The organism is Micromonospora haikouensis, assembly GCF_900091595.1.
GTDB lineage: Bacteria > Actinomycetota > Actinomycetes > Mycobacteriales > Micromonosporaceae > Micromonospora > Micromonospora haikouensis.
The window spans coordinates 127235-151228 of sequence record NZ_FMCW01000020.1 but is presented as its reverse complement, the minus strand read 5'-3'; the positions used below and the strand labels follow the sequence as shown (position 1 = coordinate 151228).

The window sequence follows — 23994 nt, the reverse complement described above, 5'->3', positions numbered from 1 at the left end:
CGCCGCCCTCGCCGCGCAGGCGGGCCGCTGGGCGGCCTGGCTGGACGCCGGCGCCGACGCGCGTCCCGTGGACGTGGCGTGGTCGTCGGTCACCTCCCGCGCTGCCCTGGACAGTCGCGCGGTGGTCGTGGCGACGGGCCGCGACGATCTCCTCGCCGGGCTGCGTGCCCTGGCGGCGGGCGAGCCGTCCGGCGCGGTCGTCGCCGGCCGCGCTGTCGACCGGGGTCCCCTCGCCGTGTTGTTCTCCGGTCAGGGCGCGCAGCGGGCGGGGATGGGTCGGGAGTTGTACGCGTCGTTCCCGGTGTTCGCGTCGGTGTTGGACGAGGTGTGTGGGCACCTGGATCGTGGGTTGCCGCAGTCGTTGAAGTCGGTGTTGTTCGCTTCGGAGGGCTCCGCTGAGGCGGGGCTGCTGGATTCGACGGTGTTCACGCAGGCGGGGTTGTTCGCGGTTGAGGTGGCCCTGTTCCGTCTGGTGGAGTCGTTCGGTGTGGTGCCGGATTTCGTGGGTGGTCATTCGGTTGGTGAGATCGTGGCGGCGCATGTGGCGGGGGTGTTGTCGCTGGAGCATGCGTGTGCGTTGGTGGTGGCGCGGGGTCGGTTGATGCAGGCGTTGCCGGCCGGTGGTGGGATGTTGGCGGTCAATGCGGCCGAGGCGGACGTGTTGTCCTCGTTGGACGGGTTGTCCGATCGGGTGGGCATCGCGGCGGTGAACGGCCCGGCTTCTGTCGTCGTGTCGGGTGCGGTGGACGCCTTGGACGTGGTGGAGCGGGCGTGGCGGGGTCGGGGGGTGCGGACCCGTCGGTTGGCGGTGAGTCACGCGTTTCACAGTCCGTTGATGGAGCCGATGCTGGCGAAGTTCCGGGCGGTGCTGTCGCGGCTGACCTTCGCCGCGCCCGAGCTGCCTGTCGTGTCGAACGTGACTGGGGCGCTGGCCGATCCTGACGAGATCTGTGGCGTTGACTACTGGGTGCGGCATGTGCGGGAGGCGGTGCGGTTTGCCGACGGGGTGGCGGCGTTGCGGGCTGCGGGGGTGGACACGTTTCTGGAGGTCGGCCCGCAGAGTGTGTTGACGGCGTTGACGGCGGAGGCGCTGCCTGAGGCTTCCGTGCTTGCGGTGGCCGCCCAGCGTCGGGATCGGCCGGAGGTCGCCGGTCTGCTGGCCGCTCTGGCGGAGCTGCACGTGCACGGGGTGTCGGTGGGCTGGCGGCCGTGGTTCGCCGACACGGGCGCGTCCCGGGTGGACCTGCCCACGTACGCGTTCCAGCACCAGCGGTACTGGCCCGAGGCCGGCGCGGTCGCCGCCGCGCAGGCCGAACACGCCGCCGGACCCGAGGGTGACTTCTGGGCCGCCGTCGAGCGCGGCGACCTGACCGAGGTGGCGTCCCACCTGGCCGTGCAGGACGATCCCGCCGCGATCGAGGCGCTCGCCCCCGCCGTACCGGTGCTGTCGTCGTGGCGGCGGGCCCGCCAGCGCGACGCCGTGCTGGACGCCTGGACGTACCGCGTCACCTGGGAACCCGTGCCCCCTGCCTTGGCCCCCACCCGGCCCCTGCCGGGCCGCTGGCTCGTCGTCACCCCCACCCTCCCCGCCGATCTTGCAGTCGCGGCCCCCGAAACGGGCGGAACGCGGCTTTTGTCGGGGCCGGAACTGCAAGATCGCGGAGTGGTGGGGGCGCTGCGCCGGGGCGGGGCCCGGGTCGAGGTGATCGGCGTTCGCGGTGGGGTCGGGCGGGGCGAGCTGGGGGAGGCGCTGCGGCGGCTCGGGGAGCCGGGCAGCGCGGGCGGACAGAATGGCGGCGCTGAGCGCGGGGCTGTGGGGGAGCGGGGAGACGCCGGGGGACCGGGCGCGGAAGCGGGCTGGGCCGGGGTGGTCTGCCTGCTGCCCGAGCGGGACGCGCCGTTGCCGGACGCCCCCGCCGTGCCCGCCGGCACCGCGCTGCTGCTCACCCTCGCCCAGGCGCTCGCCGACACCGGCCTGCCCGGCCGGCTGTGGTGCCTCACCCGGGGCGCGGTCTCCGTCGGCGGCGGCGAGCGGATCGCCGACCCGTCGGCCGCGGCGGCCTGGGGCCTCGGCCGGGTGATCGCCCTCGAACAGCCCGACCGCTGGGGCGGCCTCGTCGACCTGCCCGGCACCGGCAGCGACAGCGGCGACGACCGGCTCGACCGGGCGGGCGGGGACGCCCTGCTCGCCGTCCTCGCCGACGCCGGCCACGACCAGGTGGCGATCCGCCCGCAGGGCGTCCTCGGCCGGCGGCTCGTGCCGGCCGCGCCGCCGGTCGGGTCGGGGTGGCGTCCGTCGGGGACGGTGTTGGTCACCGGTGGTACGGGTGCGTTGGGTCGGCACACGGCGCGGTGGTTGCTGGCCAACGGTGCGGCGGAGGTGGTGCTCGCGTCCCGGCGTGGCCCGGACGCTCCTGGCGTCGCCGAGTTGATCGAGGAGCTGCGGGGGACCGGGGCGGTGCGGGTCGTCGCCTGCGACGTCACCGACCGGGAGGCGGTCACCGCGCTCGTCGCCGGGCTGCCCGCGCTCACCGCCGTCGTGCACACCGCCGGGATCGTCGACGACGGCGTCCTCGACGGCCTCGACGTCGACCGGATGCAGGCCGTCCTCGCCGGCAAGGTCACCGCCGCCCGGGTGCTGCACGATGCCACCGCCGACCGGGACCTCGACGCGTTCGTGCTGTTCTCCTCCCTCGCCGGGGTGGTCGGCAGCGCCGGGCAGGGCAACTACGCGGCGGCCAACGCCTACCTCGACGCGTTCGCCGCGTGGCGGCACGCCCAGGGGCTGCCCGCCACCGCCGTCGCCTGGGGCGCCTGGGCCGCCGACGGGATGGCCGCCGCCACCGCCGCGCTCACCGCCCGGCTCACCCGGGGCGGCATCAACCCGCTGCCCGCCGCGGAGGCCGTCAGCGCCCTCGGCCGGGTCGTCAACGCCGCCGGGCCGGCCGTCACCGTGGCCGACGTCGACTGGGGACGCCTCGCCGCGTCCTGGGGGCGGCCGAACCCGCTGATCGCGGCCCTGCCCGGGGTGCCCGCCGTGGCGACCGGCCCCGTCCGGGCCGTCGTCGTCGGCCGGTCCCTGCCGCAGCTCACCGAGCTGGTGCGCACCCAGGCCGCCGTGGTGCTCGGCTACCCGGCCGGTAGGCCGCTGCCCGAGCGCACCTTCCGGGACCTCGGCTTCGACTCGCTCACCGCCGTCGAGCTGCGCAACCGGCTCACCGCCGAGACGGGCATGACCCTGCCCGCCACCCTCGTCTTCGACCACCCCACCGTCGCCGAACTGGCCGCCCACCTGCACGGGCTGACCAACCGGCTGCCCGGCGACACCCCCGGCGACGTCGTCGCCGCCGGCACCGACACCCGCCGCGAGCCCGTCGCCATCGTCAGCATGAGCTGCAGGTTCCCCGGCGGGGTCAGCTCGCCGGAGCAGCTGTGGGACCTCCTCGCCGACGGCACCGACGCGATGACCCTGATGCCCGGCGAGCGCGGCTGGAACATCGCCGAGCTGTACCACCCCGACCCCGAACACCTCGGCACCAGCTACGTGCGGGAGGGCGGCTTCGTCGCCGGGGCCGGCGAGTTCGACCCCGCCTTCTTCGGCATCAGCCCTCGCGAGGCCCTCGCCATGGACCCGCAGCAGCGGCTGCTGCTGGAGGCCACCTGGGAGGCGTTCGAGCGGGCCCGGATCGACCCGACCGCGCTGCGCGGCAGCCGCACCGGCGTGTACGTCGGCACCAACGGCCAGGACTACGGCTCGCTGCTGATGGCCGCCGGGGACGTCGACGAGAACTACCTCGCCACCGGCACCTCCGCGAGCGTCATCTCGGGGCGGCTGTCGTACACCTTCGGGTTGCACGGCCCCGCCGTCACCGTCGACACGGCCTGCTCGTCGTCGCTGGTCGCCCTGCACCTCGCCGCGCAGGCCCTGCAGGCGGGGGAGTGCGACCTCGCCCTCGCCGGCGGCGCCACCGTCATGGCCACCCCCGGCATCTTCGTCGGCTTCTCCCGCCAGCGCGGGCTGGCCGCCGACGGCCGGTGCAAGCCGTTCGCCGGGGCCGCCGACGGCACCGGCTGGGGTGAGGGCGTCGGCCTGCTGGTGCTCCAGCGGCTCTCCGACGCCCGCCGCGACGGTAACCCCGTCCTCGCCATCGTGCGGGGCAGCGCCGTCAACCAGGACGGCGCGTCCAACGGGCTGACCGCCCCCAACGGGCCCGCCCAGCAGCGGGTCATCCGGCAGGCCCTGGCCAACGCCGGGCTCACCGCCGACCAGGTCGACGCCGTGGAGGCGCACGGCACCGGCACCACCCTCGGCGACCCGATCGAGGCGCAGGCGCTGCTCGCCACCTACGGGCAGGACCGCCCCGCCGACCGGCCGCTGTGGCTCGGCTCCATCAAGTCGAACGTCGGCCACACCCAGGCCGCCGCCGGCGTCGCCGGGATCATCAAGATGGTCCTGGCCATGCGGCACGGGGTGCTGCCGCCCACCCTGCACGTCGACGAGCCCACCCCGCACGTCGACTGGTCCGCCGGCCACGTCGCGCTGCTCACCGAGGCCCGCCCGTGGGAGCCCGCCGACGGCGTCCGCCGCGCCGGGGTCTCCTCGTTCGGCATCAGCGGCACCAACGTGCACACCATCCTCGAACAGGCCCCCGAGGAGGAGACCGCGCCGGCCTCCGCAGAGCAGGCCGCCGCGCCGGCCCGGGAGCTGCCCTGGGTGCTGTCCGGGCGCACCGCCGCCGCCCTCGCCGCCCGCGCCCGTGACCTCGCCGACCACCTCGACGCCGTCGCCGACGACGCCCTCGCCGACGTCGGCTGGTCCCTCGTGGACACCCGCGCCGCCCACGACCACCGGGCCGTCGTCCTCGCCGCCGACCGCGCCGGCCTGACCGCCGCGCTGGGCGCGCTCGCCGCCGCCGGGCCCGCCCCGGACACCGTCACCGGCACCGGTACGCCCGGCGAGGTCGCCTTCGTCTTCCCCGGCCAGGGCTCCCAGTGGGTCGGCATGGCCGCCGAACTCCTCGACACCGCCGGAGTCTTCGCCGAGACGTTCGCCGCGTGCGCCGAGGCCCTGCGCCCGTACGTCGACTGGTCGCCCGTCGACGTGGTGCGCGGCGCACCCGACGCACCGTCCCTGGAACGCGTCGACGTCGTCCAGCCCACCCTGTTCGCCGTCGGCGTCTCCCTCGCCGCCCTCTGGCAGTCGTACGGGGTCCGCCCCGCCGCCGTCGTCGGCCACTCTCAGGGCGAGATCGCCGCCGCGTACGTCGCCGGGGCCCTCAGCCTCGACGACGCGGCGGCCGTGGTCGCCCTGCGCAGCCGGATCATCGCCGGCATCGCCGGGGACGGCGGCATGGTCTCCGTCGCCACCACCGCCGACGAGGCCGCCGCCACCATCGCCCGCTGGGACGGCCGCGTCGCGCTCGCCGCCGTCAACGGCCCCACCTCCGTCGTCGTCTCCGGCGACTCCGCCGCCCTCGACGAACTCGTCGCCCACTACGAGGCCCGCGAGACCCGGGTCCGCCGGGTGCCCGTCGACTACGCCTCCCACTCCGCGCACGTTGAGCCGCTGCGCGAGCAGCTGGTCGACCTGCTCGCCGGGCTCGCCCCCCGCACCGGCGAGATCCGGTTCTGGTCCACGGTGACGGGCGACTGGCTCGACACCGCCGGCCTCGACGCGGACTACTGGTACCGCAACCTGCGCCAGACCGTCCGCTTCGACGAGGCGGTGCGCAGCCTCGTCGCCGCCGGCTACCAGACGTTCGTCGAGGTCAGCGCCCACCCGGTGCTCACCATGGCCGTGCAGGAGAGCGTCGAGCTGGCCGCCGCCGACCCGGGCGCGGTCACCGTCACCGGCACCCTGCGGCGCAACGAGGGCGACCTCGGCCGGTTCCACCGGGCCGTCGCCGAGGTCTTCACCGGGGGTACGCCCGTCGACTGGCGACCCGCGTACGCCGGGCTGCCCGCGCGCCGCCGCGACCTGCCCACGTACCCGTTCCAGCGGCAGCTCTACTGGCCCCGGCCCGCCACCACCGCCGCCACCACCGCCGCCACGGCTACCGGCCCCGCCCCCGAGGGTGAGTCCGACGCCCGGTTCTGGGCCGCCGTCGAGAACGGGGACCTGGTCGCGCTCACCGCCGAACTCGCCGACGCCACCGACGGCGCGGCCGGCGGCGGCACCGTCCCCGAGGCGGCGTTCGCCGACGTGCTGCCCGCCCTCACCGCCTGGCGACGCCGGCACCGCGACCAGGCCACCATCGACTCGTGGCGGTACCGCGACGCGTGGCTGCCCGTCGCCGCGGACGGCGGCGACGAGCCCGCCCTCACCGGCACCTGGTGGCTGGTCACCGGCGACATCGATGACACCGGCACCGGCACCGACACCGGCACCGGCACCGACGGCAGCGTCGCCGGACAGCAGCAGGCCGGCGCCGGGCTGGCCGCGTTCACCCGCGACGCCCTCGCCCGGCGCGGCGCGACCGTCGTACCCGTGGCCCTGGCCGCCGACCGCACCGACCGCGACGCCCTCGCGGCCCGGCTGCGCGACCTCGCCGCCACCCACCCCGCCGCCGGGATCGTCTCCCTGCTCGCCCCCGACGAGACGCCCACGCCCGCCCACCCCCACGTGCCCGTCGGCTTCGCCGCCACCGTCACCCTCACCCAGGCCCTCGGCGACGCGGGCGTCCGCGCCCCCCTGTGGGCGCTGACCAGCGGCGCGGTCTCCACCGACCCCGCCGACCCGCTGCCGCACCCCGGGCAGCAGCTCGCCTGGGGCTTCGGCCGGGTCGCCGCCCTCGAACACCCCGACCGCTGGGGCGGCCTCGTCGACCTGCCCGCCGACCCGGACGACACCACCGGCCGCCGCCTCGCCCGCATCCTCGCCGGAGCCGACGGCGAGGACCAGGTGGCCCTGCGCCGGGCCGGCGCGTTCGGCCGGCGGCTGCTGCGCGCCCCGCTCGGCGACGCCCCCGCCACCCGCACCTGGCGGCCCTGGGGCACCGCCCTCGTCACCGGCGGCACCGGCGCCCTCGGCGGGCACATGGCCCGCTGGCTCGCCGCCAACGGCGCGTCCCACCTGGTGCTGCTCAGCCGGCGCGGCCGGCAGGCCGACGGCATCGCCGAGCTGGAGGCCGAGCTGACCGGGCTCGGCGCGCGCGTCACCGTGGCCGCCTGCGACGCCGCCGACCGCGACGCCCTCGCCGCCGTCATCGCCGACCTGCCCGCCGAACACCCGCTCACCGCCGTGGTGCACACCGCCGCCGTCCTCGACGACTCGGTCATCAGCTCGCTCACCCTCGACCAGGTCGACTACGCCCTCAGCGCCAAGGTCACCGCCGCGCTCAACCTGCACGAGCTGACCCGCGACCACGACCTCGACGCGTTCGTCCTGTTCTCCTCCATGGCCGGCACCGTCGGCAGCTCCGGCGTCGGCAACTACGCCCCCGGCAACGCGTTCCTCAACGCCCTCGCCGAGCACCGCCGCGGCCTCGGCCTGCCCGCCACCTCCATCGGCTGGGGCGCGTGGGGCGGCGGCGGCATGGCCGAGGGCGACTTCGGCCGGATGCTGCACCGCCACGGCGCACCCGAGATGCACCCCCGGCTCGCCGTCGCCGCGCTGCACCAGGCCGTCGAGCACGATGAGACGTACCTGACCATCTCCCACATCGCCTGGGACCGGTTCTACGTCGCGTTCACCGCCACCCGGCCCGGCCCGCTGATCGCCGAGATCCCCGAGGCGCAGCAGCTCGCCGCCAGCAAGGGCCTCGCCGAGACGAAGGAGACCGCCGCCGCCGGCCCCGCCGCCGCGTTCGGCCGGATGAGCGCCGACGAGCGCCGGGCCGCCCTGCTCGACCTGGTGCGCGGCCAGGCGGCCACCGTCCTCAAGTACGCCGGCGGCGACGCCGTCGACCCGCACCACGCGTTCCGGGACCTCGGCTTCGACTCGGTGACCGCCGTGGAGCTGCGTAACCGGCTCGCCACCGCCACCGGGCTGCGCCTGCCGGTGACCCTCGTCTTCGACTACCCCACCCCCACCGTCCTCGCCCGGCACCTGCACGAGGAACTCGGCGGCGGGGCCGAAGCGGTCGCGCAGACCGCCTCCGTGTCGCTCACCGACGACGAGCCCGTCGCCATCGTCGCCATGTCCTGCCGGTTCCCCGGCGGGGCCGTCGACCCCGAACGGTTCTGGCAGATGCTGCACGCCGGCCGCGACGCCGTGTCCGACCTGCCCGGCGACCGGGGCTGGGACATCGACCGGCTGTACGACCCCGACCCCTATTCCTCCGGCACCTCCTACGTCCGCAGCGGCGCCTTCCTCTACGAGGCGGCCGACTTCGATGCGGCTTTCTTCGGCATTTCGCCCCGTGAGGCCATGGCGATGGACCCGCAGCAGCGGTTGCTGCTGGAGGCGTCGTGGGAGGCGGTGGAGCGGGCAGGGGTTGATCCGGCGGGGTTGCGGGGTTCGCGAACAGGGGTGTTCGTCGGCACGAATGGCCAGGACTATGGGGCCCTGCTCATGGTGGCCGTGGACGAGGTGGAGGGCTTCGCGGGCACGGGGAATGCCGCGAGCGTGGTGTCGGGTCGGGTGGCGTACGCGTTGGGGTTGGAGGGGCCGGCGGTGTCGGTGGACACGGCGTGTTCGTCGTCGCTGGTGGCGTTGCACCTGGCGGTGCAGGCGCTGCGGCGCGGCGAGTGCGATCTCGCGCTGGCCGGCGGCGTCACCGTGATGGCGACGCCGGGGCTGTTCGTGGAGTTCTCCCGGCAGCGCGGCCTGGCCGCCGACGGCCGCTGCAAGGCGTTCGCGGCCGGCGCGGACGGCACCGGGTGGGGTGAGGGCGTCGGGGTGCTCCTGGTGGAGCGGCTGTCGGACGCGCGGCGTAACGGTCACACGGTTCTCGCCGTGGTGCGCGGCTCCGCCGTGAACCAGGATGGTGCGTCGAACGGGCTGACCGCGCCGAACGGGCCGTCGCAGCAGCGGGTGATCCGGCAGGCCCTCGCGTCGGCGGGATTGTCGACGGCGGACGTGGACGTGGTGGAGGCGCATGGCACCGGCACCACGCTGGGTGACCCGATCGAGGCGCAGGCGATCCTGGCCACCTACGGGCAGGGGCGCCAGACGCCGCTGCTGCTCGGCTCGGTGAAGTCGAACATCGGCCACACGCAGGCGGCGGCCGGCGTCGCCGGGATCATCAAGATGGTCCTCGCCATGCAGGAGGGCGTCGTCCCGGCGACGCTGCACGTGGACGCGCCGTCGCCGCACATCGACTGGTCGGCGGGTGCGGTGGAGCTGGCGACCGAGGCGACGCCGTGGCCGCAGACGGGTCGTGCGCGGCGGTCGGCGGTGTCGTCGTTCGGCATCTCCGGCACCAACGCCCACGTCATCCTCGAACTGCCCGACGACCTGCCCGCCGCCGAGGCCACCGACACCGACGGCCTCATCGCGGCCGCCGGCACGGGCGGTCCGGGCCTGGTCGTCGCCGACGTGACGGTGTGGCCGGTGTCGGCCCGGTCGAAGGCTGCCCTGGCCGGTCAGGCGGCCCGCCTCGCGCGGCATCTGCGCGAGCACGGCGACGTGGAGCCGGCGGCGGTCGGTTGGTCCCTGGCGACGACGCGGTCGACGTTCGACCAGCGGGCCGCCGTGGTCGGTTCGGGTGTGGAGGAGTTCCTCGCCGGGTTGGACGCGCTGGCGTCCGGTCAGCCGGCGGGCAACGTGGTCGCCGGTGTGGCGTCGGGGCACGGTTCCGGGCCGGTGTTCGTGTTCCCGGGTCAGGGCGCGCAGTCGGCACGCATGGCCGCCGGTCTGGTCGGTCGTACGCCGGTGTTCGACGCGCGCCTGGCCGAGTGTCAGCGTGCCCTCGCCCCGTTCCTGAATGTCGACCTGGTGTCGGTGTTGACCGGCGACGACGAGTCGTGGCTGGAACGGGTCGAGGTGGTGCAGCCGGTCCTGTGGGCGGTGGGCATCGCTCTGGCCGCGGCGTGGGAGCACGCGGGCGTGGTGCCGCACGCGGTCGTTGGCCACTCGCAGGGCGAGATCGGTGCGGCGTGTGTCGCCGGGATTCTGTCCTTGGAGGATGCGGCGAAGACGGTGGCGTTGCGGTCGCGGGCCCTGGCGGTGCTGCGGGGGACGGGTGCGATGGCGTCGGTGGACCTGTCCGCCGACGCGGTCACCGAGCGTCTCCGCGCGTTCCCGGGTGTGGGTGTGGCGGCGGTGAACGGGCCCGGCACGGTGGTGGTGTCGGGTCCGCCGCAGCCGGTCGCGGGCCTGGTGGACGCGTGTCAGGCGGACGGGATCCGGGCGCGGCTGATTCCGGTGGACTACGCGTCGCACTCGCCGTCGGTGCAGGACGTGGCGGAGCGGCTGCGGGCGGACCTGGCTGACGTCGCCCCGCAGTCGGGTCGGGTCCGGCTCGTGTCGACGCTCACCGGTGACTGGGTCGAGCCGGCGTCGATGACCGCCGACTACTGGTATGACAACCTGCGGCAGACCGTCCAGTTCGACGCGGCCGTCCGCGTCGCCATCGCCGCCGGGCACACCACGTTCGTGGAGATCAGCCCGCACCCGGTGCTCACCATGCCGGTCACCGCGATCCTCGACGACGCCGGCGTCACCGGCCACACCCTGGGCAGCCTGCGCCGGGGTGATGACGACCCGGCCCGGCTGCTGACCAACCTGGCCACCGCCCACGCGATCGGCCTGCCCGTCGACCTGACGAAGGTCCTCGCCGGGGCCGGCGTGGTGCCGCTGCCCACGTACGCGTTCGACCGGGGTCGGTTCTGGCCCACGAAGGCCGAGCTGGCCGGCGCGGACGAGGCCCCGAGCGGCGTCGACTCCGCGTTCTGGGCGGCCGTCGAGCGGGAGGACCTGGCCGCGCTCGCGGAACTCACCGCGCAGGACGCCACCGACTCCCTCGAACGGCTCGGCGCGGCCCTGCCGGTGCTCGCCTCCTGGCGACGGCAGCAACGCGAGCGCTCCACCCTGGACGACCTGCGCTACCGCCCCGTCTGGCAGCCGTACACCGGCACGCCCGTCAGCTTCCTCTCCGGCGACTGGTGGGTCGTCGCCGACGAGCGCCACGCGGGGGAGGGCGAGGCGGCCGTCGCCGAGCTGACCCGCCGGGGTGCCGACGTGCGGCTGGTGCTGCTGCCCGAGGAGTCGACCGACCGGACCGCCGTCGCCGCCCACCTGGCCGCCGTGACCGGCGACGGCGACGGCGGGCGGGCCCCCGCCGACGGGGTGCTGTCGCTGCTCGCCCTCGCCGACGGCGCGGTCGACGACACCCAGCCGGTGCCGCCGTTCCTCGCCCGGTCCCTCGCCCTGGTCCAGGCCCTCGGCGACCTCGACGTGGCCGCGCCGCTGTGGTGCGTCACCCGGGGCGCGGCCGGCACCACCCGGGGCGGGACGGTGGACCGGCCCGAACAGTCGCTGCTGTGGGGCCTCGGCCGGGTCGTCGCCCTGGAACACCCCGAGCGGTGGGGCGGCCTGGTCGACGTGCCGGCCACCCTCGACGACCACGGCTGGGACCTGCTCTGCGCCGCCCTCGCCGGCCTCGACGGCGAGGACCAGGTCGCGGTCGACGGGGCCACGATCCTCGTCCGCCGCCTCGTTCGGGCCCCCGGCGGGGCCCCCGCCGCCGACGAGCCCGACCACCGGGGCACCACCCTCGTCACCGGCGGCACCGGGGCCCTCGGCGCGGAGGTGGCCCGCTGGCTGGCCGCCCGGGGCGCCGAGCACCTGCTGCTGGTCAGCCGCCGGGGCGCCGACGCCCCGGGCGCCGCCGACCTGGTCCGGGAGCTGACCGGGGCGGGCACGCGGGTCACCGTCGCCGCCTGCGACGTCGCCGACCGCGCGGCCCTGGCGAAGCTGCTCGCCGAGGTGCCGGCCGACGCGCCGCTGACCGCCGTCGTGCACGCGGCGGGCGTCCTCGACGACGGGGTCCTCGACGGGCTCACCGCCGACCGGATCGCCACCGTGCTGCGGCCCAAGGTGCTCGGCGCGCTGCACCTGCACGAGCTGACCGTCGGCCGGGAGCTGCGCGCGTTCGTGCTGTTCTCCGCCATGGCCGGGCAGCTCGGCGCGGCCGGGCAGGGCAGCTACGCCGCCGCGAACGCGTACCTCGACGCGCTGGCCGAGCAGCGGCACCGGCAGGGCCTGCCGGCCACGTCGATCGCCTGGGGACCGTGGGCGGCCGGCGGGATGGCCGCCGCCGACCCGGCCGTGGAGGAGCGCCGCCGCCGCACCGGCGTCGCCCGCCTCGACACCGCCCCCGCGCTCGCCGTGCTCGCCCACTGCGTGGCCCGGCGCGAGCCGGCGACGCTGGTGGCCGGCATCGACTGGGCCCGGTACGTGCCCGGCTTCGTCGCCGTCCGGCCCAGCCCGCTGCTCGCCGGCATCGCCGAGGCGCAGCAGGCCGCCGCCACGCGGGCCGACGACGCCGGCACGAACGCCGAGTCCCTCGCCGCGCTGCTCGCCGGGCAGACCGACGCCGAGCGGCGCAAGACCCTCCTCGACCTGGTACGCGGCCAGGCCGCCGCCGTGCTCGGGCACGCCTCGATGGACGCCGTCGAACCCGACCGGGCGTTCCGGGAACTCGGCTTCGACTCGCTGACCGCCGTGGAGCTGCGCAACCGGCTCACCGCGGCGACCGGCGTCCGGCTGCCCGCCACGGTCGTCTTCGACTACCCGACCGCCGCCGGCCTCGCCGAGTACGTGCGGGCGGCCATCGTCGACGGCGGGGTGGTCGGCGTCGCGCCGGTCTTCGGGGAGCTGGACCGGCTGGAGGCGGCGCTCACCGGCTCGGCACCGGACCGCAGCGCCCGGATCCGGATCACCGAGCGGCTGCGGGCCCTGCTGGCCTCCCTCAACGCCGACGACGCCCCGGCGGGCGCGGGCGGGGACACCGTCGCCGAGAAGCTCCAGGACGCCACCCCCGACGAAGTCTTCGACTTCATCGACCGGGAGCTGGGGGTGTCCTGACGTGAACGCTGCCGGGACGACGGACCAACACGGATCGACGGGTCAACACAAGGAGTGGGCGGTCCATGGCTGACGAGGCGAAGCTTCTCGACTACCTCAAGCGGGTCACCGCCGACCTGCACCAGGTGCGGCAGCGCCTGCGCGAGGTGGAGGCCGGCGAGCAGGAACCGATCGCCATCGTCTCCATGAGCTGCCGCTTCCCCGGGGGCGTGCGTACGCCCGAGGACCTGTGGGACGTCGTCGCGTCCGGCCGGGACGTGGTCGGCGACTTCCCGGCCGACCGGGGCTGGGACCTGGGGGCGCTCTACGACGCCGACGGCGAGCAGTCCGGCACCTCGTACACGCGGCAGGGCGGCTTCGTCCACGACCTGGCGGACTTCGACCCGGGCTTCTTCGCGATCTCCCCCCGCGAGGCCCTGGCCATGGACCCGCAGCAGCGGTGGCTGCTGGAGACCTCGTGGGAGGTCTTCGAGCGGGCCGGCATCGACCCGCACTCGCTGCGCGGCAGCCGCACCGGCGTCTTCGCCGGCTCCACCGGCCAGGACTACGGCGGCGTGCTGATGGGCGCCGCGCAGGGCCTGGAGGGGCACCTGATGACCGGCAACGCCGGCAGCGTCGTCTCGGGCCGCATCTCCTACACGTTCGGCCTGGAGGGGCCGGCGGTCACGATCGACACCGCCTGCTCGTCGTCGCTGGTCGCCCTGCACCTCGCCGGGCAGGCGCTGCGGCAGCGGGAGTGCACCCTCGCCGTCGTCGCGGGCGTCACCGCCATGTGCACCCCGGCCGCGTTCGTCGAGTTCTCCCGGCAGCGCGGCCTGGCCGCCGACGGCCGCTGCAAGGCGTTCGCCGCCGCCGCCGACGGCACGGGGTGGTCCGAGGGCGTCGGCGTGCTGCTGCTGGAGCGGCTCTCCGACGCGCAGCGCAACGGGCACCCGATCCTCGCCGTGGTGCGGGGCTCCGCCGTCAACCAGGACGGCGCGTCCAACGGGCTGAGCGCCCCCAACGGGCCGTCGCAGCAGCGGGTCATCCAGCAGGCCCTCGCCAACGCCGGCCTCGCCGCCGGCGGCGTCGACGTGGTGGAGGCGCACGGCACCGGCACCCGCCTCGGCGACCCCATCGAGGCGCAGGCGCTGCTCGCCACGTACGGGCAGGACCGGGGCGACGCCGCGCCGCTGCTGCTCGGCTCGATCAAGAGCAACATCGGGCACGCGCAGGCCGCCGCCGGCGTCGCCGGTGTGATCAAGATGGTCCTCGCCATGCAGCACGGCGTGGTGCCGCCCACCCTGCACGTCGACGCCCCCACCCCCCAGGTCGACTGGGACGCGGGCGCCGTCGAGCTGGTCACCGAGGCCACCGAATGGCCGTCCGTCGCGCGGCCCCGCCGGTCGGCGGTGTCGTCGTTCGGGGTGTCCGGCACCAACGCCCACGTCATCGTCGAGCAGGCCCCGGCCCCCGAGCCGGCCCCGGCCGACGCCGCGCCGCCGGCCGACCGGCCGGTCGTACCGGTGGTGGTGTCGGCCCGCGACGCCGCCGCGCTCGCCGCGCAGGCGGGCCGCTGGGCCGACCGGCTCGACGCCGACGCCGACCTGCGCCCTCTCGACGTCGCCTTCTCGTCGGTTGCCACCCGCTCCACCCTGGACCACCGGGCGGTCGTCGCCGCCGCCGGCCGCGACGACCTCGCCGCCGGGCTGCGGGCCCTCGCCGCCGGGGATGCGTCCGGCGCGGTGGTCGGCCAGGCCGCCGACCGGGGTCCGCTCGCGGTGCTGTTCTCCGGTCAGGGCGCGCAGCGCGCCGGGATGGGCCGGGAGTTGTACGCGGCGTTCCCGGTGTTCGCCGCCGCGCTGGACGAGGTGTGCGCCGGGCTGGATCCGCTGCTGCCGCAGCCGTTGCGGGAGGTGCTGTTCGCGCCGGAGGGCTCCGCCGAGGCGGCGTTGCTGGACCAGACCGTGTTCACGCAGGCCGGGTTGTTCGCGGTCGAGGTGGCCCTGTTCCGGCTCGTCGAGTCGTTCGGGGTGACGCCGGACTTCGTCGGCGGGCACTCCGTCGGCGAGATCACCGCCGCGCACGTGGCCGGGGTGCTGTCGTTGGCCGATGCCTGCCAGCTCGTGGCCGCCCGGGGTCGCCTGATGCAGGCGTTGCCGGCCGGGGGCGGGATGCTCGCGGTCAACGCGGCCGAGGCCGACGTGGTGGAGTGCCTGCACGGTCGGGCCGACGTCGGGATCGCCGCCGTCAACGGGCCCACCTCCGTGGTGGTCTCCGGCGCGGTCGAGGCCCTCGACGAGGTCGAGCAGGTCTGGCAGGGCCGGGGCGTACGCACCCGCCGGCTGGCCGTCAGCCACGCGTTCCACAGCCCGCTGATGGAGCCGATGCTGGCCGAGTTTCGGGCCGTCCTCGCCACGCTGACCTTCGCCGCGCCCGCGCTGCCCGTCGTGTCCAACCTGACCGGGGCGCTCGCCGACGGCGACGACCTGCGGACCGCCGACTACTGGGTGCGGCACGTGCGCGAGGCCGTCCGGTACGCCGACGGGATCGCCGCGCTGCGCGCCGCCGGGGCGGGCACCTACCTGGAGATCGGGCCGTCGAGCGTCCTCACCGCGCTGACCGCCGAGATCCTCCCCGACGCCGAGGGCGTGCTCGCCGTCGCCGCCGGACGCAAGGACCGGCCCGAGGCGGACGCCCTGCTCGCCGCCCTCGCCGAACTGCACGTGCACGGGACCACCGTGGACTGGCAGCCGTGGTTCGCCGGCACCGACGCCACCCGCGTCGACCTGCCCACGTACGCGTTCCAGCACCAGCGGTACTGGCCCGAGGCCGGCGCCGGGTGGACCGGCGACGTCACCGCCGTCGGCCTGCGCCCCGCCCAGCACCCCCTGCTCGGCGCGGCCGTCGGCGTCGCCCACGCCGAGGGCTTCCTGTTCACCGGGCGGCTCGCCCGGCGCACCCACCCGTGGATCAGCGACCACGTCGTCTTCGACACCGTGCTGCTGCCCGGCACCGGCTTCGTCGAGCTGGCATTGCAGGCCGGCGCGCACGTCGGCGCGGACCACGTCCGCGAGCTGACCCTGGAAGCGCCGCTGATCCTGCCCGAGACCGGCGGCGTCGACATCCAACTCTGGATCGGCCCCGCCGACGACACCGGCTGCCGGTCCGTCTCCCTGCACTCCGCCGTCGACGGCGAACCGGCCGAGGGCGGCGAGCGCGGCTGGACCCGCAACGCCAGCGGCGTACTCGCCGGCGGCCCGGCCACCCCCGCCGGCCCGCCCGGCTGGTCCGACCTCACCGCCTGGCCTCCTCCCGGCGCCACCGAGGTCCCCACCGACGACCTGTACCTCAACCTCGCCGCGCAGGGCTACGACTACGGCCCGTCCTTCATCGCGCTGCGCTCCGCCTGGCGGCGCGGCGACGACCTCTTCGCCGAGCTTGCCCTGCCGGAGACCCCGGCCGCCGAGGCCGGCGGGTACGGCCTGCACCCGGCGCTGCTCGACGCCGCCCTGCACACCCTCGGCCTCACCACGCCGGCCGGCGAACCGTCCGGCGCGGACGTCCCGCCCGGCTACGGCCGGCTGCCGTTCTCCTGGAACGACGTCGCCCTGCACGCGGCCGGCGCAGCGGCGGCCCGGGTCCGCGTCTCGCACACCGGCGCCGACAGCGTCTCCCTGCTCCTCGCCGACGTCGACGGCGCGCCGATCATCTCCGTCGGCTCCCTCGTGCTGCGGCCCGTCTCCGCCGACCAGCTCCGCGTCGCCTCCGGCGGCGGCACCGAGTCGCTGTACCGCATCGAGTGGGCCCCGCTCGCCCTGCCCGCCGGACCGTCGGGCGCGGGCTGGGCGGTCGTCGGCGACGCCGCCGGCCTGACCGACGCGCTCGCCGCCACCGGGACGGCCGTCGCCGCGTACCCCGAACTGGGGGGCCTGGCCGCCGCGCTGGACGCCGGCACGGACGCGCCCGGCGTGCTGGTCGTGCCGTTCCTCGACCCGCCGGCCACCGACGACGTGCCGCGCGCCGTCGCCGGGGTCACCCACCGGGCGCTCGACGTGCTGCAACGGTTCCTCGCCGACGACCGGTACGCCACCTCCCGGCTCGTCGTGCTCACCCGGGGTGCCGTCGCCACGGCCGCCGACGCCGACCTGACCGACCTGGCCGGCGCGGCCGTCATCGGCCTCGTCCGCTCCGCGCAGTCGGAGAACCCCGACCGGTTCCTGCTGGTCGACGTCGACGACCCGGCCGGCTGCGCCGCCGCCCTCGTCGCCGCCGTCGGCACCGACGAGCCGCAGGTCGTCATCCGGGCCGGCGTCGCCGCCGGGGCCCGGCTCACCCGCGTGCCGGCCCCCGCCGAGCCGCCCGCCGCCCCGTTCGACGGGGACGGGACCGTGCTCGTCACCGGCGCCACCGGCACCCTCGGGCAGCTCATGGCCCGCCACCTCGTCACCGTCCACGGCGTCCGGCACCTGATCCTCACCAGCCGGCGCGGCCCGGCCGCCGCCGGCATCCCCGAACTCTGCGCCGAACTCGCCGAACTCGGCGTGACCGTCACCGCCGCCGCCTGCGACGTCGCCGACCGCGACGCCGTCGCCGAGCTGCTCGCCGCCATCCCCGCCGCGCACCCGCTCACCGCCGTCGTCCACGCCGCCGGGGTACGCGACGACGGCGTCGTCTCCTCCCTCACGCCCGAGCGGATGGACGGCGTGCTGCGGCCCAAGGTCGACGCCGCCTGGCATCTGCACGAGCTGACCGCCGGCCTCGACCTGAAGGCGTTCGTCTCGTACTCGTCGCTCGCCGCCACCGCCGGCGGCCCCGGCCAGGGCAACTACGCCGCCGCCAACGCGTTCCTCGACGGCCTCGCCCAGCACCGCAGGGCGCGCGGCCTCGCCGCCCAAACCCTCGCCTGGGGCCTGTGGGCCGACCGCAGCGGCATGACCACCGAGCTGGACGACGTCCACCTCAACCGGATCTCCCGCTCCGGCGTCGCCGCCATGGAGGCCGAGGAGGGGCTGGCCCTCTTCGACGCCGCCTGCCGCCGCAGCGACGCCGCCCTCGTCCCCGCCCGCCTCGACCTCGCCGCGATGAAGGTGCAGTTCGCCGGGGGCAGCATCCCGCCGCTGTACCGGGCCCTGATCCGCACCCCCGCCCGCGCCGCCGCCGCGACCACCGGCGCGTCCCTGGTCCAGCAGCTCGCCGCGCTCGGCGACGCCGACCGGGTCGCCGCCCTCGTGGAGATCGTCCGGGGGCAGGCCGCCGCCGTGCTCGGCTACCCCGACCCGGCCGCCATCGAGCCGCGCCGGGCGTTCAGCGAGTTCGGCTTCGACTCGCTCACCGCCGTCGAGATGCGCAACCGCCTCAACAACGCGTTCGGGATGCGGCTGCCGGCCACCCTCGTCTTCGACTACCCCACCCCGGCCGATCTCGCCGCCCACCTCGGCACGGAGATCGCCGGCACGCCGGTGCCCGTCCGGCCCGCCACCACCAGCGTGGCGGTCGGCGACGACGAGCCCCTCGCCATCGTCGGCATGGCGTGCCGGCTCCCCGGCGGCGTGTGGTCCCCCGACGACCTGTGGCGGCTCGTCGCCGACGGCGTCGACGCGGTCACCGACCTGCCCACCGACCGGGGCTGGGACCTCGACAGCCTCTACAGCCCCGACCCCGACGCCAGCGGCACCTTCTACGCCCGCGGCGGCGGCTTCCTGCGCGGCGTCGACCGGTTCGACCCCGGCTTCTTCGGCATCAGCCCCCGCGAGGCCCTCGCCATGGACCCGCAGCAGCGGCTGCTGCTGGAGACCACCTGGGAGACCTTCGAGAGCGCCGGCATCGACCCGGCGACGCTGCGGGGCAGCAGCACCGGCGTGTTCGTCGGCACCAGCGGCCAGGACTACGGCAGCCTGCTCGCGTACTCACCGGAGGCCGCCGAGGGCTACATGCTGACCGGGATGACCAGCAGCGTCATCTCCGGCCGGGTCGCGTACACGTTCGGCCTCGAAGGGCCGGCGGTCTCCCTCGACACGGCCTGCTCGTCGTCGCTGGTCGCCCTGCACTGGGCCGGCCAGGCGCTGCGGGCGGGCGAGTGCGACCTGGCCCTGGCCGGCGGCGTGATGGTCATGGCCACCCCGACCGCCTTCGTCGAGTTCTCCCGCCAGCGCGGGCTGGCCGCCGACGGCCGGTGCAAGTCGTTCGCGGCGTCGGCCGACGGGACGGGCTGGTCCGAGGGCGTCGGCATGCTCCTCGTGCAGCGGCTCTCCGACGCCCGCCGGCAGGGCCGGCACGTCCTCGCCGTGGTACGCGGCACCGCGATCAACTCCGACGGTGCGTCGAACGGTCTGACCGCGCCGAACGGGCCGTCGCAGCAGCGGGTGATCCGGCAGGCGCTGGCGGATGCGCGGTTGTCGACGTCGGATGTGGACGTGGTGGAGGCGCACGGCACGGGCACGACGTTGGGTGACCCGATCGAGGCGCAGGCGCTGCTGGCCACCTATGGGCAGGATCGCCCCGGCGATCGGCCGCTGCTGCTCGGGTCGATCAAGTCGAACATCGGTCATGCGCAGGCGGCGGCGGGTGTGGCGGGTGTGATCAAGGTGGTGCAGGCGATGCGGCACGGGGTGGTGCCGGCGTCGTTGCACGTGGATGAGCCGTCGCCGCACATCGACTGGTCGGCGGGCGCGGTGGACCTGGTCACGGAGGCGCGGCCGTGGCCGGTGGTGGACCGGCCCCGTCGGGCGGCGGTGTCGTCGTTCGGCATCTCCGGCACCAACGCTCACGTCATCGTCGAGCAGGGCGACGAGCCGGTCGCTCCGGCCGGGGCCCGCGCGCCGGGGCTGGTCGACGCCGACGTGACGGTGTGGCCGGTGTCGGCGCGGTCGAAGGCGGCGCTCGCCGGTCAGGCCGCCCGGCTGGCCGCGTACGTGCGGGAGCACGGCGTGCTGGACACCGCTGCGGTCGGTTGGTCTCTGGCGACGAGCCGGTCGACGTTCGACCAGCGGGCTGCCGTGGTCGGTTCGGGTGTGGAGGAGTTCCTCGCCGGGTTGGACGCCCTGGCGTCCGGTCAGCCGGCGGGCAATGTGGTCAGCGGTGTGGCGTCGGGTCATGGTTCGGGTCCGGTGTTCGTGTTCCCGGGTCAGGGTGCGCAGTCGGCACGCATGGCCGCTGGTCTGGTGGGTCGTGCGCCGGTGTTCGACGCGAAGCTGGCCGAGTGTCAGCGTGCCCTCGCCCCGTATCTCGACGTGGATCTCGTGTCGGTGTTGACCGGGGTTGACGAGTCGTGGTTGGAGCGGGTGGAGGTGGTGCAGCCGGTCCTGTGGGCGGTGGGCATTGCCTTGGCGGCGGTGTGGGAGAGCGCGGGCGTGTCCCCGCAGGCGGTGGTGGGTCACTCGCAGGGTGAGATCGGTGCGGCGTGTGTCGCCGGGATTCTGTCCTTGGAGGATGCGGCGAAGACGGTGGCGTTGCGGTCGCGGGCGCTTGCGGTGCTGCGGGGGACGGGTGCGATGGCGTCGGTGGACCTGTCCGCCGATGCGGTGGCCGAGCGTCTCCCCGCGTTCCCGGGTGTGGGTGTGGCCGCCGTGAACGGTCCCGCCACGGTGGTCGTGTCCGGGCCGCCGCAGCCCGTCGCGGACCTGGTGGACGCCTGCCAGGCCGACGGGATCCGGGCCCGGCTGATTCCGGTGGACTACGCGTCGCATTCGCCGTCGGTGCAGGACGTCGCCGAGCGGCTCCGGGCGGACCTGGCCGACGTGACCCCGCAGTCGGGTCGGGTCCGGCTCGTGTCGACGCTCACCGGTGACTGGGTTGAGCCGGAGAGCATGACGGCGGACTACTGGTATGACAACCTGCGGCAGACCGTCCAGTTCGATGCGGCCGTCCGCGTCGCCGTCGCGGCCGGGCACACCACGTTCGTGGAGATCAGCCCGCACCCCGTGCTCACCATGCCGGTCACCGCGATCCTCGACGACGCCGGCGTCACCGGCCACACGTTGGGCAGCCTGCGGCGGGGTGACGATGACCCGATGCGGCTGCTGACCAACCTGGCCACCGCGCACGCGATCGGCCTGCCCGTCGACCTGACGCGGGTCCTCGCCGAGGCCGGCGTGGTGCCGCTGCCCACGTACGCGTTCGAGCACCAGCGGTTCTGGGTGGAACCGCCCGCGCACCGGGCGCAGGACGTCGCCTCCGCCGGCCTCCAGGACGCCGGACACCCGCTGCTCAGCGCTACCCTCACCTTCCCCGACAGTGAGCGGATGGTGTTCACCGGCCGGCTGTCGGTGCGTACCCACCCGTGGCTCGGGGAGCACCGGGTGATGGACAACATCCTGCTGCCCGGCACCGCGTTCGTGGAGCTGGCGACGTACGCGGGCGAGCAGGCCGGCTGCCCGAGGGTCGACGAGCTGACCCTGCTCGCCCCGCTCGTCCTGCCCGAGCTGGGCTCCCTCCAGGTGCAGCTCACCGTCGCCGAACGCGACGAGGACGGCCGCCGGGCCGTGCAGCTGCACTCCCGTCCGTACCGGGACGGCTCCGACGAGATCCTCGCCGACGTGGCCTGGACCTGTCACGCCACCGGCCTGCTCGCCCCGGCCCCGGCCGACCCGCCCGCCTTCGACTTCGGGGTGTGGCCGCCCCCCGGCGCGACCCCCGTCGAGAACGACGACTTCTACTCCGGCATCGAGGCGACCGTCTTCGGGTACGGGCCGGCGTTCCGCGGCCTGCGCGCCGCGTGGACCCGGGGCGACGAGGTCTTCGCCGAGGTGGAGCTGCCCGCCGACCACCACGCCGAGGCGGGCCGGTTCGGGGTGCACCCGGCGCTGCTCGACGGCGCGTTGCAGGCCATGTCGATCGGCGGCTTCCTCGGCCGGATGGGCGACGGCGGCGACGCCACCGTGCCCCGGCTGCCGTTCGCCTGGGCCGGGGTGTCCCTGCTCGCCGCCGGGGCCACCGCCCTGCGGGTGCGGGTCAGCGCGGCCGGCGAGGTCGGGGTCGCCTTCCAGGTGGCCGACGCCACGGGTGCGCCGGTGCTGCACGCCGAGTCCCTGATCATGCGCCGGGTCTCCGGTGACTCCCTCGGCGCGGCCCGCTCCGGCCGGCACGAGTCGCTGTTCCAGGTGGACTGGCCGGCGCTGCCCGTGCCGACCGGCCTGGTGCCGGCGGCCACCTGCTGGGCGGTGCTCGGCGGCGACGACCTGACCCTCAGCGCCGCCTGCGAGTCGGCGGGCGCGCGGGTGCGCAGCGACGTCGACCTGGACTCGCTCGGCGACCTGCTCGCCGGGGGTGAACCCGCACCCGAGGCCGTGATCGTCGGGGTCGGTGGCGGCGGGGACGACGACGCGGATCCGGGTCTCGCCGCGCAGGCGCGGGCCACGACGCACCGTACCCTCGCGGCGGTGCGGACCTGGCTCGCCGACGACCGGTTCGCCGGGTCCCGGCTGGTGCTGGTCACCCGCGACGCGGTCGCGGCGGGGGAGCAACCGGCGGTCAACCTGGCCCAGGCCCCGGTGTGGGGCCTGCTGCGCACCGCGCAGCTCGAACACCCGGGCCGGCTGCAACTGGTCGACCTCGACGCCGACGCGGCCAGCGCCGCCGCGCTGGCCCCCGCGATCGGCTCCGGCGAACCGCAGCTCGCGGTGCGGGCCGGCCAGGTGCGTGCGCCGCGCCTCGGCCGGGTTCCGGCGGGGGTGGAGCCGCTGCCCGGCGGCGTCGACCCCGACGGCACCGTGCTGATCACCGGCGGCACCGGCGTGCTGGGCCGGATCCTGGCCCGGCATCTCGCCACCACCCACGGCGTGCGGCACCTGCTGCTGGCCGGGCGGCGGGGCGCGGCGGCCGACGGCATCGGCGACCTGGTCGCCGAGCTGGCCGAGGCCGGTACGCGGGTGACGGTCGCCGCCTGCGACGCGGCCGACCCGGACGCGCTCGCGGCGCTGCTGGCCGGGGTGCCCGCCGCGCACCCGCTCACCGCCGTCGTGCACGCCGCCGGTGTCCTCGACGACGGCGTGCTGGAGTCGTTGACCCCCGAACGCGTCGACGCGGTGGCCGTGCCGAAGATCGACGCGGCGTGGCACCTGCACCGGCTCACCGCCGGCCTGGACCTCGCCGCGTTCGTGCTGTTCTCCTCGGCGGCGGCCACGCTGGGCAGCGCCGGCCAGGCCAACTACGCGGCGGCCAACGCGTTCCTCGACGCGCTCGCCGCGCACCGGCGGGCCCGGGGGCTGCCCGGCATCTCCCTCGCCTGGGGCCTGTGGGAGCAGGCCAGCGGCATGACCGGCCACCTCGGCGACGCCGACGTGCGGCGCATCGCCGAGCAGGGCGCGGCGGGCCTGGCCACCGGGCAGGCCCTGGACCTCTTCGACGCGGCGTGGCGGCTCGACGCGGCGGCGGTCGTGCCGATGCGCCTGGACGTGTCGGCGTTGCGCGCCCAGGCCGAGGCGGGCGTCCTCGCGCCGCTGCTGCGGGCCCTGGTCCGGGCCCCGATGCGGCGCTCGGTCGACGCCGGCGCCCGCACCGGCGGGGTGCCGCTGACCCAGCGGCTCGCCGGCCTGGCCGGCCCCGAACGGCTCAAGGTCGTGCTCGACGTGGTGCGGGCCAACATCGCCGCGGTCCTCGGCCACGCCAGCGCCGACGCCGTCGACCCGGGCCGGCTCTTCACCGACCTGGGCTTCGACTCGCTCACCGCCGTTGACCTGCGTAACCGGCTCAACGCCCTGTCCGGGCTGCGGCTGCCGGCGACGCTGGTGTTCGACTACCCGACGCCGGCCGCGCTCGCCGAGCGGCTGGCCGGCGACATCGCCGCCGACGCGGCCCCGTCCACCCAGCCCATCTTCTCCGGCATCGACACCGTGGAGAGCCTGCTCACCACCATCCCGCTCGACCCGGCGGCCCGGGACCGGTTCACCGCCCGCGTGCGGGACCTGCTCGCCAAGGCGACCGACCTCGCCGCCGGTCCCGTCGCGGAGCAGGACCGGCCCGATCTCGACGCGGCCAGCGACGACGAGATCTTCGACTTCATCAGCAAAGAGTTTGGAATCTCCTGAGATGACCGACTTCCGGAT

Annotated in this window: 2 protein-coding genes; both read left to right on the top strand. The window is 76.0% G+C overall.

Going from position 1 to position 23994, the window contains the following annotated elements; genetic code table 11:
- Positions 1-121: 121 nt before the first annotated feature.
- Positions 122-12970 carry a type I polyketide synthase gene (locus GA0070558_RS20895; protein WP_256092050.1) on the top strand — a complete coding sequence of 4283 codons (12849 nt, stop codon included), beginning with the start codon at positions 122-124 and terminating at the stop codon, positions 12968-12970.
- A gap of 65 nt (positions 12971-13035) precedes the next feature.
- The gene (locus tag GA0070558_RS20890) at positions 13036-23976 is read left to right on the top strand and encodes a type I polyketide synthase (RefSeq protein WP_091282877.1); all 10941 of its coding nucleotides are present in this window, start codon (positions 13036-13038) and stop codon (positions 23974-23976) included.
- Positions 23977-23994: the final 18 nt, after the last annotated feature.